This window comes from Sulfurovum sp. (genome assembly GCF_049668085.1).
Taxonomy (GTDB): domain Bacteria; phylum Campylobacterota; class Campylobacteria; order Campylobacterales; family Sulfurovaceae; genus Sulfurovum.
On record NZ_JBATIY010000073.1, the window covers coordinates 1 to 14,619 of the forward strand.

A 14,619-nucleotide genomic window follows, 5' to 3' on the forward strand; every position below is an offset into this window, starting at 1 on the left:
GAAAGAAAATACTTTTTGGACTGATGGGTATTTTGTATGCTCAATAGGAGAAGCAAGTCCTGATACTATTCAGAACTATATCAAAAATCAAGGTTAGCACCTTATACGCATTCATCCCAACGGCTAAAGACCATTGGGATTTCTGCTAAGTGTGATTAAAGAGTTGATAATTCTTCTATTTTTTATAACAATGTTCAATGTATTGTTGGTAGTAGCAGGTAGTGTAATCATGGTCTTGTGATTATCCATGAAAAGACCATTAAAAATCATATCTCAGACAGTGTAAACAAAGTCTGGGATATACTAAAAATATTAACATAAAGGCGAAACTATGAAAGCATCTGATTTATTTGTTAAAGCATTAGAAAATGAAGGAGTTGAGTATATCTTTGGTATTCCCGGCGAGGAGAACCTGGATATGCTGAATTCTTTAAAGGATTCAAGTATTAAACTCATCTTGACACGCCATGAGCAAGGTGCTGGTTTTATGGCAGCTACGTACGGGCGTCTTACAGGTAAGGTTGGTGTATGTATGGCAACACTCGGGCCAGGTGCAACGAATCTTGTAACACCTGCCGCTTATGCAAATCTGGGCGGGATGCCTATAATGATGATCACAGGTCAAAAGCCTATTAAAAAAAGTAAGCAGGGCCGTTTTCAGATCATTGATGTTGTCCACATGATGAAACCTATTACCAAATACAGTAAAACTGTTGTGAACGCAAACAACATTGCTTCCATGGTACGTGAAAGTTTTAAGATAGCGTTACATGAGAGACCTGGAGCAGTACATATTGAACTCCCTGAAGATATTGCAAGAGAAGAAGTTTCTGAACAGCTGTTCCCGGTACACAGCCCACGTTATCCGATTGCCAGAAATGAAGGTTTACAAAACGCTCTAGATATGTTGTATGAAGCAAAGATGCCATTGATCCTGATTGGGGCCGGAGCAAACCGTACGCGCATCGGTTCAGCTATGCAGGATTTTATAGATAAACTTGGTATCCCATTTTTTGTGACCCAAATGGGGAAAGGCGTGGTGGATGAGTTTCACCCTTTATATCTTGGAACGGCTGCCCTTTCAGATGATGATTACCTTCATTGTGCCATAGAAAGAGCTGACCTGATCATCAATGTGGGACATGATATTATTGAAAAACCGCCATTTTTCATGCATGAGGGTGGAACAAAAGTGATTCATGTTAATTTTTTACCTTCTGCTGTTGATGCTACCTATTTCCCCCAGCTTGATGTCATTGGAGATATTGCATGTAACCTGAAGTCTTTGACACGGTTTGCCACTAAACAGGAACACTGGGACTTTTCATACTATATGCGTGTGAGAGATGAGTCTCAAGGACATATAGTGAAATATTTTAAAGATGAAAGGTTTCCTATTCTTCCCCAAAGAGCTCTGAAGGATATTAGAGATGTTTTACCAAAAGATGGTATCTTAACCTTGGACAATGGTATATATAAAATATGGTTTGCACGGAATTATAAATGTTTTATGCCAAATACACTACTGCTCGATAATGCATTGGCTACGATGGGTGCAGGTCTTGCCTCTGCAATGGCTGCTAAAATCGTTCACCCGGATAAAAAAGTCATAGCTGTTTGCGGTGATGGTGGTTTTATGATGAATTCCCAAGAGCTGGAAACTGCAGTTCGGCTGGAGTTGGATCTTGTTGTCATCATTTTAAATGACAATGCCTATGGTATGATCAAATGGAAACAGGAAGGTATGGAATTTGAAAATTTCGGATTGGACTATAACAATCCAGACTTTGTCCAATATGCTAAAGCATATGGAGCAATGGGGTATAGACCGACTTCTTGTGATGACTTTGGAGTTATTTTAAAGAAAGTTATTGACAGTAAAGGTGTACATCTAATCGATCTTGAGGTAGATTATAGTTTAAATCATACAATTTTAAATGAATTACTCAAAAATAAAACCTGTTTGGTATAAGTTTTAAACCATTGAACTAATAAATAATTTTAGGAGCGTATAGTATGAACAGTATTAAAGTAGAGTCACCATTCGATGGAAAATTATTGGGAGAGATATCTCTTTCAAATCAGGCAGATATTGACCTGGCTTTAGATCGCGCTCGTAAAGTCTATGAAAACCAAAACAAATGGCTTCCTAAATATGAGCGTATTGCTATTTTGGAAAGAACCGTTGAGATCATGTCTTCACGTATTGAAGAACTGACTCTTATCGCTGCCAATGAAGGCGGGAAACCCTATATGGATTCAATGGTCGAAGTAGAACGTGCCATTAATGGTGTAAAGCTCGCCATAGAACATATGGGTGTTTTCGAAGGTAAAGAGATAGCTATGGGACATACTAAAAGTTCTGCAAACCGCATGGCATACACTATGAAAGAACCTATCGGAGTAGTCGCTGCTATTTCCGCGTTTAACCACCCATTAAACCTGTGTGTACATCAAACTGTACCTGCCATTGCTGTTGGCTCACCTGTGATCATTAAACCCTCGTTACTTACACCAATGTCCACTTTAAATTTTGTGGATATTTTATATGAAGCAGGCTTGCCTAAGGCATGGTGTCAGGTCATGATATGTGAAAGAGAAGAGAGTCAATACCTGGCAACGAATAGCAAAATAGACTACTTGACCTTTATTGGTTCTGCGGGTGTAGGATGGTATCTTAACTCCAAAGTGGCACCAGGCACAAGAGTTGGACTTGAACATGGTGGTGTGGCACCTGTGATCGTTGAAGCAGATGCAGATATAGAAGAACTCATACCTGCCTTGGCCAAAGGTGCTTTTTACCATGCAGGACAGGTTTGTGTCTCAGTGCAACGTATCTACGTGCATCAAAGCATAGTTGGTGAGGTTACAAAACGTCTCAGTGAAGCTGTACAAAAAATGGTCGTGGGCGATCCATTAGACCCTAAAACAGAGATAGGACCCATCATTAGCCATAGTGAGGTAACACGTATCGACACTTGGGTGAAGGAAGCCATAGAAGGTGGTGCTACTTTAGTATGTGGCGGTAAAAAAGTGGAAGAAAGTTGTTATGCTGCAACGATTTTGTTGAATCCTCCAAAAGATGCCAAGGTGAGTACTAAAGAGGTCTTTGGTCCTGTCGCCTGTATTTACAGTTATGACAATGTGGAAGATGCTTTTGATGCAGCAAACAGTCTTGAGGTATCATTTCAGGCTTCTGTGTTTACAAGGAATATAGATATGGCTCTTCATGCTGTCAGACGTCTCAATGGAACAGCTGTTATGGTAAACGACCACACAGCCTTTAGGGTAGACTGGATGCCTTTTGGTGGAGCTAAGGCCTCTGGTCTTGGTCTGGGAGGTATCCCACATTCCATGGAAGAGATGAGTAAAGAGAAGATGATGGTCATAAAATCAAAATCTCTCCAATAAAATGACTAAGAGATAAGTATAAAGACCTTATCTCTTTTTCATTTTTAACGTCTCTATAAAGTTGTTATCCTCATATTGGTCTTAATTTCTTCGTGTCGAAAACAATCCGTTGTGTGATCATTTACCATACCTATTGCTTGCATAAATGCATAACAGATCGTAGGTCCAACAAAATTGAACCCACGCTTTTTTAAATCCTTGCTCATCATTTCAGATATATCTGTTTTTACTGGAGTATCTGCCATTGATCTCCACTCATTTTGTATAACAGTATCTTCAACATAACGCCAAAGATATGAGTTAAATGAACCGAACTCCTCTTGGATCTTGAGAACACCCTGTGCATTCTTAATGGCCGATTCTATCTTTAGGCGATTGCGCACTATACCTGGATCAGATAAAAGACGGTCTACGTCATGTTGAGAATAATTGGCTACTTTTTCGCAGTCAAAGTTCTGAAATGCCTTTCTATAGTTTTCTCGTTTTTTCAGGATGGTCAGCCAACTCAGGCCAGCCTGTGCTCCTTCCAAGATCAGAAATTCAAACAGAAGTCGGTCATCATGAACAGGAGTACCCCACTCATTATCATGGTAGGCCATATATAAGGAGTCATTTCCACACCATTGGCATCTGTTCTTCATTTCTTTCCTTTATATATAACAAAACATTGATTTGTGTAACTGATTTCAAAAATTAATCTAAGAAGATATTTAAGAATAGATGTATGTGGAAAAGGGAGGATGTAGTCAAAAAGTTGAGAGGATAAGAAGAGACTTTTTTTATGAAGTCTCTCTTTACCTACATGTATATATTTCATACCTATATGTTAACTTGCCTTCTTGTTAAAAAGTTTAAAGAGGTCAGAAAGTGTTTGATGCATGTCGCCACGGTTTACGATCATATCTATAAGCCCATGTTCAAGTAGAAACTCTGAACGCTGAAAACCTTCCGGAAGATCAACACCAACGGTCTGCTTAATAACTCTTTGACCTGCAAACCCGATAAGTGCCCCAGGTTCTGCCATAATAATGTCACCCAGCATAGCAAATGATGCTGATACACCACCCATCGTAGGGTCAGTTAAGATAGAGATAAAAGGTAAACCTTTTTGGTGTAGTCTATTGAGTGCAGCTGATGTTTTACTCATTTGAAGCAATGAGTATGTACTCTCTTGCATACGCGCACCACCAGAAGCGGAAACGATGATAAATCCACATTCATTCTCCATAGCCCTATTAATTCCACGAACGATCTTTTCACCTTCTACTGAACCTAGACTACCACCCATAAATGAAAAGTCAAATACTGCAATTTCTACAGGTTGACCACCGATTGTACATGAACCGCTCATCACAGAAGAGCTTTTACCTGTTTTTGCTTTGGCTTCTTCAATACGCTTTTTATAAGACTTCTTATCTGAAAACTTCAGTGGATCTATTGGTGCCAAAGTGTCATCAAATTCAACAAAAGAACCTTCATCTACAATAGACTCTATACGTTTTTCAGCAGAAATTCGGAAATGGTGGTTACATTTTGGACATACACTTTGCTTAGCTTCTACTTCTTTATAGTACATTAAAGAGGTACATTTTGGACATTTTATCCACTGGTTAGGTGTCTCTTGTGTTTTAGGCGTTGTTGTTGCTTTATTAAAAATATTTCCAAACATTTTTACTCCTGTCTCTCTATCTATAATTTATGAATCAAAGCTTCTATCTGTTCTATGGTCTTTTTATCTTTTGATACTATAACATAATCCGCCTCAACAATCACTGCAAGCCCTTCACAAAGTGCCAATCCAGCAGCAAAGTCGTAAATCCGAAACTCTCCCATAAAGAGCACATAATTAACTGAATGCGCATAAGCAAGTGAAAGTGCTATTGCACCAGGGGACCTAAATTTTAACTTCTCTTTGTCCAATGCTGCAACTAATAAAGGGTTTGCATAAGCTTTTTCAAAAAGGCCTATTTCAGCCTTGGGTGTGGTATGTGGTGCATGAAAAATATCTGAAAATAATTTTCCTTGCTGTACTTCATTCGCAGCAGATTTGATGAAAATATCTCCATTAGCAAGATTACAGACCACAGCTGCATCTAATATACCATCAGCATTTACCTTTGCCACAGAGGTACCGTAAAAGGGGAAAAGAGAAAGGGCATTTGATGATCCATCTATAGGATCGATGATGATCTTCTCTTCACCCTCACCGATAATACCACTCTCTTCAGACTCTATATGTCCAAAAGCACCTAAATGCTTCACAAATATCGCTTCAGCGAAAAGGTCAAGTTTTGAGCTGACATCACCACCTGCACCTACTTCTGTTTTTTCAAACCAGGAGGCCTCAAAACCATCCTTTAGCGCTAAGCTGATCTCTTCATTAGCCATGATACAGGCTTTAATAAAAGGAGTCATTAAGATCTTATTCTCCCTTAGCTCCTGTAATAATAGTTGGTTTTATACCACGTGGTGCGACCATCCAAAACTTACGTATCTCACTTCTAAAATTCTCTAAAATATAACTCGCTCTAGCACTTCCCGTTTTTGCAACGTAATCTTTCAAAAGTGCCTTAAGCTCAAACATCTCTGAATCCCATTCATCAGTGTCAATACGTAATGGTTCAACAAGTTCAGGGTTTACTTTCTCATAGAATCTACCTTCCATATCATAGACAAATGCTTTACCACCTGTCATACCAGCACCGAAGTTCACTCCTGTTGCACCCAGTATAACTGCAACACCACCTGTCATATATTCACATGGGTGATCTCCAGTACCTTCAACAACTGTTGTAGCTCCAGAGTTACGAACAGCAAAACGCTCACCTACTTTACCATGAATGTAGAGTGTACCGCCTGTCGCACCATAAAGACATGTGTTACCTCCAAGTGCAAACTCATGGCCTGCATTCTCTGAAGTGATCACTATCTGACCGCCATTCATTCCTTTACCGATGTAATCATTACCTGCACCATGTACATTAATGTTAATACCTTTAGACATAAATGCACCCAGTGACTGTCCTGTTGTACCTTTTACATTAAGTGTAATCGTACCGTCTGGTAATCCCGCATTGCCATGAACCGCAGCAATTTCACCAGAGATACGTGTTGCAAAACTTCTATTGAGGTTAGAAATTTCTTTGTTGAGTACAACTTTCTCTGATGGATCTTTGATCGTCTCCATTAGTTCTTTAAGTATCTCTTTTTCATATTCATTTTGATCATATGGTTCATTAAACGGTACTTGACATGTATTGTCACCCTCAATATCATAAAGCATCTCACCAAAATTGAATTTCTTAGCAAACTCATCATCGATCACTTCAAGCAACTCATTTTTACCAACGATATCTTCAAGTGACTTATATCCAAGTTCTGCAAGGATCTCTCTTACTTCCGTTGCAATAAATGTAAAGTAATTCACTACCTTCTCTACATTTCCTGTAAACTTCTCGCGTAAATGAGCATCTTGAGTTGCAACCCCCACTCCACATGTATTCAGATGACATACTCTTAGCATGATACACCCTACAAGTACAAGTGCACCGGTACCAAATGCATACTCCTCAGCACCCAATATAGCTGCTTTTACAACATCAAGTCCAGTTTTTAATCCACCATCAGTCTCAACCGTGACTTGACCTCTCAGGTGATTCGCTTTCAGTGCATTGTGCGCTTCAATCAGTCCAAGTTCCCAAGAGTTTCCTGCAAACCTTATAGACCCGATCGGTGCAGCACCGGTACCACCATCAGCACCAGAGATAATGATCTTATCTGCATAACATTTTGCCACACCCGCTGCAACGGTACCAACACCAGCAGTTGATACAAGTTTGACAGCTACTTTGGCATTTGGATTCACCTGCTTCAAGTCAAAGATAAGCTGTGCCAGATCTTCAATCGAATAAATGTCATGGTGTGGAGGTGGTGAAATGAGTGTCACCCCTGGCTTAGTAAATCTAAGTTCTGCGATCAGTGGAGATACTTTACTTCCTGGAAGCTGTCCACCCTCACCAGGTTTTGCACCTTGTGCAACTTTGATCTGAATCTCAGTAGCAGAACGTAAATACTCCGGTGTCACACCAAAACGTCCTGAAGCAACCTGCTTAATACTTGAATTTCTCTCAGTGCCATAACGTAATGGAGACTCTCCACCCTCACCTGAATTTGACTTACCTCCGATTTGATTCATCGCAACAGCAAGTGTTTCATGTGCCTCTTGTGAAATAGAACCCATTGACATCGCTGCAGTTGAGAAACGTTTAAAGATCTCACTAAGAGGTTCTACTTCATCAATACTTATAGGTTTTCTATCACTTTTAAGATCATAGAAATCACGGATGAACTTTTTATCACGTTCATTCACTAATTTTTTTACGTCTGCATAATCTTCAGCTAAACCACTTTCTGCTGCTTTTTGCATAGCAGAAATGGTAGGACGAGAGAAATCGTGGAACTCTTCACCTTTTTTATATTTGTAAAAACCACCTTTATATAGTGCATTTTTTTTGCCATCAAATTCATTTGTAAAGGCACGTTGGTGATTGGTATTTAGGCGTGCATTGATATCTTCATATCCAAGTCCAGGAAGTAACCCTATTGCACCTTCAAAACACTCTTCAACAATCTCAGAACTTAATCCAATCACATCAAAGAGTCTTGAATTTCTATATGATGCAAGTGTAGAGATACCCATCTTAGACATAATTTTCATAAGTCCTGCACCCATCGCTCTTCTAAAACGTTTGAGAATAGGTTTGATCGCTTCATTACCCTCTTCTAGCTCTTCAACTGTATGATAAAGTAAGTAAGGGAATATCGCAGCAGCACCAAAACTAAGAAGACATGCTGCAGAGTGTGGGTCAAACACTTCACCTGTCACTGAAACTATACTTGTAAGATGTCTGATCCTTGCTTTTAAAAGCTCTTGGTTCAAACGTCCAACGACCATAAGCATTGGGATAACTTTATTCTCTGCATTAAGCTTTCTATCATCCAAGATAATAGTTCTTACATCATTTTTCTTTACATCTTCGATAATACGCTGAATAAGTGCATCAAGACTAGCCTTTAAGTCACCCTTGTAAGTTGTATCATATTTCCCGACTTTATAACTTGGGTCATACTTATCATTCCCTGGAGTACCAAACTCTTGAATAATACAGAACTTCTCAGCAGACATTATTGGTAGTACTGTTTTTAAACGCTTTGCGTGTGTTGGGCTATCACTAAGGATATTGTGACTTTGACCAAAACCAGTATTAAGACTCATTACCGTCTTCTCACGAATAGGGTCAATTGGCGGGTTTGTTACCTGAGCAAATTTTTGCTTGAAAAAATCAGTAAAGTTACGTTGTTCTGTTGAGAAAGCTGCAAGTGGCGTATCATCACCCATAGAACCTGTTGTCTCTTTACCTTCATTGATCATTGGCCTGATAACTTCTCTAATGACTTCTGAAGTAAAATTAAAATAACGTTGCTTAGCAGCCATATCACCATACTGTGTTTCACATGAAGTCGCATCTGTATCTGGTACATACTCTTGAAGATAAGAGAGATTTGCTGTAAGCCACTTATCGTATGCGTTACCTGCTTTTAGATACTCATTGATATCTGTATTCGTAAGTACCTTTCCATGCTTAAGGTCAATACCCATCATTTCACCAGACTGTAATCTTCCACGCTCAACAATCTCTTCTTCTGGGATCTGAAGTACCCCATACTCAGAAGAGATAAGAAGTCTGTTGTCTTTTGTTCTAATGTATTTAGAAGGTCTAAGTCCATTTCTGTCAAGTACGCATCCAATGTAACGTCCATCAGTCATACTCACTGCTGCTGGACCATCCCATGGCTCAAATGTTGCACTAGCATACTCATAAAATGCTCTAAGGTCAGTATCCATTTGTGGGTTATTGTGCCATGGGGCAGGTACAAGTGATCGAGCTGCTTTAAAGAAGTCAACTCCATTGACTCGTAAAAACTCCATAAAGTTGTCTAAACTAGCTGTATCTGACATACCATCTTGAATAACATTTCTAAGTCTATCCATCTCTTCATCTGTAAAAATATCTGATTTAGCATTGGCCATTTTAGTTTTCACATTAAATCTATTTGCAGTAACTGAGTTGATCTCACCATTGTGAGCGATCATTCTAAACGGTTGTGCAAGTTTCCACTGCGGAAGTGTATTGGTAGAGAAACGCTGGTGGAAAAGACAAAATGAAATTTCAAAGTCTGGATCTGCGAGGTCTTTATAGAACTCTTTGATGTGTGTAGGCATCACAAGCCCCTTATAAGAGATCACTGAAGTTGAGAAAGAAGGAATGTAAAAAGTCGGGTCTTCGATGAGTTCAGATTCTATCTCTTTACGTGAAAGATAGACAAGGGCTTCAAAACGGTTGATGGCCACTGGTGAGTTAGGTGCTACAAATACTTGCTTCATGGTTGGAAGTGATGCAAGTGCTTGCTTTCCTAGTGCATTTGTATCTACAGGTACTGTACGTGTATAAATGATCTTAAGGTCATTGTTGTCACAGATCTTACTGATGACATCAAAATCAGTTGGGTTATTTGAAAATACCATTGCTACAGCATAATTCTCCGGAAGATGTACACCATTTTCCGTTGCCTCTTTTGCAAAAAATGATTTTGGCATGGAAAGAAGCAAACCTGCACCATCTCCAGTTTTTCCATCTGCTGCTATAGCACCTCTGTGCATCATACGTGAAAGAGATGTCACCGCATCTTCCAAGTTTTTGTGTGACGGTGTATTGTCTATAGAGGCTAAAAGCCCAAAACCACAGTTGTCCTTAAATGAAGTAAATAAATCTTGCATATACCAACCTTAAAAAATAATGTAATTGAAACATCATATAGTGCTCCTATAATCGGAGGGATTATAGCTAAAAGGTTGTTAAGTTTAGTTTACCAAATCTACCCTATATAGGGCGATATTTGGATATTTTAACATACTTTTGCCTATAATTTAGGCAATAATAATAACCAAGGGAGTTTCCATCAAAGGGTTTATACTTTCTGTCCGAAAAGCTAAAAATGAAGACACTATAGCACTTGTACTAAGTCCTACAGAAGTAAGAACCTATTACCGTTTTTTTGGTGCAAGACACTCGATTTTACAGCTTGGAAATCTCATTGACTTTGAAGTAGAAGGGGAAGGAAGCAGTTTTCTTCCCAGACTGCGTTCACTCTCTCACATGGGGTTTCCATGGCTATTTGATAAAAATAAACTCCTACTCTGGCACAACTTCATCAAACGTTTTGAACCTCATCTCAAAGATACGGAAGAAGTAGAGTCCTTTTACTTTGATCTGCTACTTTCTGCAGCCAGGAAGTGGGATAAACAAAATCCTAAACGAATCGTCTGTGAAAGTTACATTGAACTGTTGGACTATGAAGGAAGACTATACCCTGAAGAGAACTGCTATATCTGTGAACAGCGTATTGAAGAAGAGATCGCCCTCATGCAGTCTTTTAAGCCTGCACATCCTGGATGCCTCTACAGTGCTGCTTTACCTACGAAAAAAGTCTTGGATTTTTTTGAGACTAAAAAGACGGTATTTTTAGAAGATCATGAAGTGGAGTACCTCTTTGAGATCGTGATGAAAGGGCTGTAAACCAACCCTTTCTTTACTCTCATAATCTAAAATAGGCTCTTTCCAACGCTTCAGAAAAAGTAGGATGTGCCATAATGGTCTTTTGTGCACTCGAAGCAGTCATCTCTCCCGCAAGAGCCATAGCTACAGGTGCTATGAGCTCTTCCGCCTCTGGTGCCAAGATCTCAGCACCCAAGATCAAACCTTCTTCATCAGCATACACGATCATAGAACCTTTAGATGCGTGATGAAATGCAGAACCTGTGAAGTGATTTAGCTTGACAACACTCTCCTTGAATAGACTGTCGTTTTTTTCAAGTGAATATCTGTTCTCTCCAACAGTAGCGTAAGACATCGGCAGTGTATGTATGAACTGAACCACATGATCCAGATTGAGCTTTTCAGGTTTTTTACCCAATATCTGCATCGTTACATTCAATGCCTGTGCCCTTGCAGCATGTGCCAATTTCACTTTACCGTTACAATCGCCAACCGCATAATGTTTAGACAGTGACGTTTCATACCAGTCATCCGTTTCTATCCCACTATTGACAACAATCTCATCCGTAGCGATGACGTCTGTATTGGGGAGACGACCTGTTGCAACAAGCATCTGTTCATAATAACCAGAAGTGCCATCCTCAAAAGTGATATGCACTCCTTTGTCCGTCTGTTCAGCATTTGTGACAGCATGGTTTTTCAAATGTGTGACACCCAGTCTCTCCATCTCTTTTACTATAGCACTTTGGATAAGTGGGTGAGACTTGCCTAAAAGTCTTTCACCACGGGAAAGAAGTGTCACTTCCACACCTGCAGAAGCGAAGAAACATGCCATCTCTAAACCGATAGCACCATCACCATATATTACTATCTCTTTAGGTAATTTCTGAAGTTCAAGGACTTCATTACTGGTGATAATGGCTTTTCCATCATATACGATACCTTCAGGAACAAAAGGAGAAGATCCCGTTCCTATAACAATATACTCAGCCTCATATACCTTCCCCTCTACCTGAACTTTATGCGGTGCTATAACTTGTCCTTTACCCTCAATTAGTTCAAGTTGGGCACATTGTGCTGTCACCGCTTTGGTTGCACTATGGATGAGCTTGTTTTTCTTGGCAGTGAGCAGTTGCATATCAAGCATGATCTCTCCAGTAAACACACTCTCTTTGCTTTGACGGATAATATTAGCATGGTGAAGGAACATTTTGGAAGGGATACACCCTTGATGCAGACAAGCGCCTCCTAATTGATCCAGTGATGTTTCAACAAGGGCTACTTTGAGACCATGTTTAGCAGCAACAATGGCTCCAGCGTAGTTGAGCCCGCCGCCAATATAGATGATGTCATGCATATATACTCCTGAAAATGAGGTTTGTCCGTTATTCTACTTATTTAAATGTACCCTATTGTGAGAAAAATTGGCAAATTATACTTTTGTAATAACTACTCCTATGATTCCCTTGAGGGCTGGATCTTATTGACCACTGCATAGAGTGCAGGAAGGTAGATAAGGTTCAGTACGGTACCCCAAAGCAATCCAAATCCAATAGAGATAGCAATAGGCTGCAGGATCACAGCTTGTCCTGTAGCATAGAAGATGAGGGTAAAGAGTCCAAGGAAAGTGGTGATCGATGTGATCAAAATAGGACGCAGTCTCAGTTTTGCTCTTTCGTAGAATTTATCTGCTTTGTCCGTACCATGAAGAAAGTCAAGCATAATGATACCATCATTGATAACAACCCCTGCTAGTCCCAACATACCTATAACTGAAGGCATGGAAAGGTTGATCCCGAGCAACATATGACCCAGCAAGGCACCAAGCATGGTAAAAGGTATGACCGACATTACCATCAAGGCATAACGAATTTTCGGGAAGATAAAAAGCAGTGTGATCAAGATCAAAAAGACGGCTATGATCAAAGAACGTATCATATCGTTTTTAAACTGTTGATTTTTCTCACTTTCACCTAAAAGACTCACATCAATGCCCTCTTTCCGGATCGTTTCCAGTAAAGGCTCGATCTTTTTCAGAACATTCACTGCGGTTGTCTTCTTCTTATCTATATTCGCAAATACAGATTTGACCGTATTACCATCTCTTTTTTCGATCTTTTCGTAAGCTCTTATCTTTTTGATATCAACCACATCAGTAAGCTTAACAAAACTTCCAGAAGGTATCGGGATCATAAAACTTATCAAAGTCTTTTCGGAATCCTTATTGATCGCTTTTGTTCTGATCTCCATTACACCGTTCTCGTTGAATGTCATCGCTTTACGGTTATCAAGGAAATAGCCAGCGAGTGTCTGTGCGATATCTACTTCACTTAGACCCAGTTGTTCACCATAGCTATTGATACGTAACTTATACTCCATTTTTCCAAACTGGGCATTGTTACTCACATCTTTTACATGAGGGATCTGTGAGAGATTCTCTTCAATTTTCTGCATTGCTGCTACGATCTTTTCACTCTCTTTACCCGATAAATTGATCTGGATATCATTTTTGATCAAGCCCGGCTTAGGTTCAAGAACTCCTAGCTCCTCAAGTTGATACTTTTCCATCATCGGAAGTATCTTTTTTCTAAGATCCTCTGCAAGTGCATAGGTATGTTTTTTTCTGATTCTTTCAGGATCATTGAACTTGAAAGAAAAATTGAAAATAGGATTGATATAGGCATCTATAAAACTTTGAGGCTCCATATCATATAGCTCCATCGTGATATAGAGCATATTATCCCCATTTTCATTCCCACCGGAAAGTGCTTTTCTGTACCCTACCACAGTAGAACTTGACTTAATTGCATAGGTCTCTTTATTTGCAAGGGCAAAATGTTCTAACTCTTTAGCAATCTTCTCTGTCTCTTCAATGGAAGTATCTACAGAAGTCTTTCCTGTGATATAGAGATAATTACCGTCAAAACTCGGAAAAAACTGAAAATTAAGCATTTTGATCGTAAGCACCGTCAAAACCGGTATCACAACAACAAAGGTAAATAAAAATATATATTTAAAACGTATCACAAGATGTAAAAATGCTTCGTATTTTTCTTGGAATGGTTCCCAGTTAATAAAGTTTTTCTGTTTTTTGAGTAACTCTTCAGCGTGTAAGGGTAAAAAAACAAAACTCTCAAGAAGAGACCCGATCAGGATCATTACCACAGCAATAGGGATAAGAATAATGAAGTTCTTTATCTCACCGGTGAGCATAAACAAAGGCAGGAACGCTGCAACAGTTGTAAGTGTCGCCAAAGTTACTGGTAGTACCATCTCCTTGACCCCTGTATACACAGCCTCTCTTTTAGGCATCCCTTCATTAATATGACGTTGAATATTCTCAGATACCACGATCGCATCATCTACGACAATACCTATGACTATGAGTCCTCCCAGTAAAGAGACGATATTGATAGAATATCCCATAAAGTAAAGGAACATGATCCCTATGGCAAAAGAGATAGGGATACCCATCGCCACAACAGTTGCGATACGGACATTGATAAGCAATGCCATAGAAAGAAATACCAGTACCAGTCCAAACATCAGGTTTGATATAACCGTATTAAGTCTGTCTTTTACTGGTTTGGAA

At 39.4% G+C, this 14,619-nt stretch carries 10 protein-coding genes; 4 read left to right on the forward strand and 6 right to left on the reverse strand.

Features of this window, described 5'->3' with window-relative positions; genetic code table 11:
- From WBM70_RS04525 to WBM70_RS04535, 3 genes are all read left to right on the forward strand, one after another.
- Nucleotides 1-97: transposase (locus WBM70_RS04525; RefSeq protein ID WP_424557326.1), on the forward strand; the 97-nt coding region annotated here is incomplete at its 5' end.
- Between the two features lie 234 nt (nt 98-331).
- The gene (locus WBM70_RS04530; RefSeq protein WP_424557318.1) at nt 332-1,972 is read left to right on the forward strand and encodes an acetolactate synthase large subunit; all 1,641 of its coding nucleotides are present in this window, start codon (nt 332-334) and stop codon (nt 1,970-1,972) included.
- Nucleotides 1,973-2,016: 44 nt separating this feature from the next.
- On the forward strand, nt 2,017-3,411 hold the full coding sequence (locus tag WBM70_RS04535) for an aldehyde dehydrogenase family protein (RefSeq protein ID WP_424557319.1): 1,395 nt from the start codon (nt 2,017-2,019) through the stop codon (nt 3,409-3,411).
- Between the two features lie 53 nt (nt 3,412-3,464).
- On the opposite strand, the gene WBM70_RS04540 is transcribed toward WBM70_RS04535, so the two are convergent.
- The 4 genes from WBM70_RS04540 to gltB all read right to left on the reverse strand — a co-directional run bounded on the left by WBM70_RS04540 (nt 3,465) and on the right by gltB (nt 10,249).
- A complete protein-coding gene (locus WBM70_RS04540; protein ID WP_424557320.1) occupies nt 3,465-4,052 on the reverse strand; it encodes a DNA-3-methyladenine glycosylase I in 588 nt (195 codons plus the stop codon).
- 185 nt (nt 4,053-4,237) lie between these two features.
- Complete coding sequence (gene accD / locus WBM70_RS04545; RefSeq protein ID WP_424557321.1) at nt 4,238-5,080, reverse strand: acetyl-CoA carboxylase, carboxyltransferase subunit beta; 843 nt, start codon at nt 5,078-5,080, stop codon at nt 4,238-4,240.
- Between the two features lie 20 nt (nt 5,081-5,100).
- Complete coding sequence (locus WBM70_RS04550; protein ID WP_424557322.1) at nt 5,101-5,826, reverse strand: inositol monophosphatase family protein; 726 nt, start codon at nt 5,824-5,826, stop codon at nt 5,101-5,103.
- Between the two features lie 7 nt (nt 5,827-5,833).
- Entirely contained in the window at nt 5,834-10,249 is a 4,416-nt protein-coding gene (gene gltB, locus WBM70_RS04555; RefSeq protein WP_424557323.1) for a glutamate synthase large subunit, read from the reverse strand.
- Nucleotides 10,250-10,442: 193 nt separating this feature from the next.
- Here gltB and recO point away from each other — a divergent pair, with 193 nt between their 5' ends.
- Nucleotides 10,443-11,048, forward strand: coding sequence for a recombination protein RecO (gene recO, locus WBM70_RS04560; RefSeq protein ID WP_424557327.1), 606 nt, complete (start codon nt 10,443-10,445; stop codon nt 11,046-11,048).
- A gap of 19 nt (nt 11,049-11,067) precedes the next feature.
- Here recO and WBM70_RS04565 read toward each other — a convergent pair whose 3' ends face one another.
- Together WBM70_RS04565 and WBM70_RS04570 are read right to left on the reverse strand one after the other, a co-directional pair.
- Nucleotides 11,068-12,384: a dihydrolipoyl dehydrogenase family protein gene (locus tag WBM70_RS04565; RefSeq protein WP_424557324.1), complete on the reverse strand. Its 1,317-nt coding sequence runs from the start codon at nt 12,382-12,384 to the stop codon at nt 11,068-11,070.
- A gap of 98 nt (nt 12,385-12,482) precedes the next feature.
- Nucleotides 12,483-14,619, reverse strand: a 2,137-nt coding sequence (locus WBM70_RS04570) for an efflux RND transporter permease subunit (RefSeq protein WP_424557325.1), incomplete at its 5' end; no start/stop codon positions are given.

Bases quoted from the DNA above. Each gene is read 5' to 3' on its own strand.
- WBM70_RS04530 (WP_424557318.1), top strand. From the start codon at position 332: ATGAAAGCATCTGATTTATTTGTTAAAGCATTAGAAAATGAAGGAGTT.
- WBM70_RS04535 (WP_424557319.1), top strand. From the start codon at position 2,017: ATGAACAGTATTAAAGTAGAGTCACCATTCGATGGAAAATTATTGGGA.
- WBM70_RS04540 (WP_424557320.1), bottom strand. From the start codon at position 4,052: ATGAAGAACAGATGCCAATGGTGTGGAAATGACTCCTTATATATGGCC.
- accD (WP_424557321.1), bottom strand. From the start codon at position 5,080: ATGTTTGGAAATATTTTTAATAAAGCAACAACAACGCCTAAAACACAA.
- WBM70_RS04550 (WP_424557322.1), bottom strand. From the start codon at position 5,826: ATGACTCCTTTTATTAAAGCCTGTATCATGGCTAATGAAGAGATCAGC.
- gltB (WP_424557323.1), bottom strand. From the start codon at position 10,249: ATGCAAGATTTATTTACTTCATTTAAGGACAACTGTGGTTTTGGGCTT.
- WBM70_RS04565 (WP_424557324.1), bottom strand. From the start codon at position 12,384: ATGCATGACATCATCTATATTGGCGGCGGGCTCAACTACGCTGGAGCC.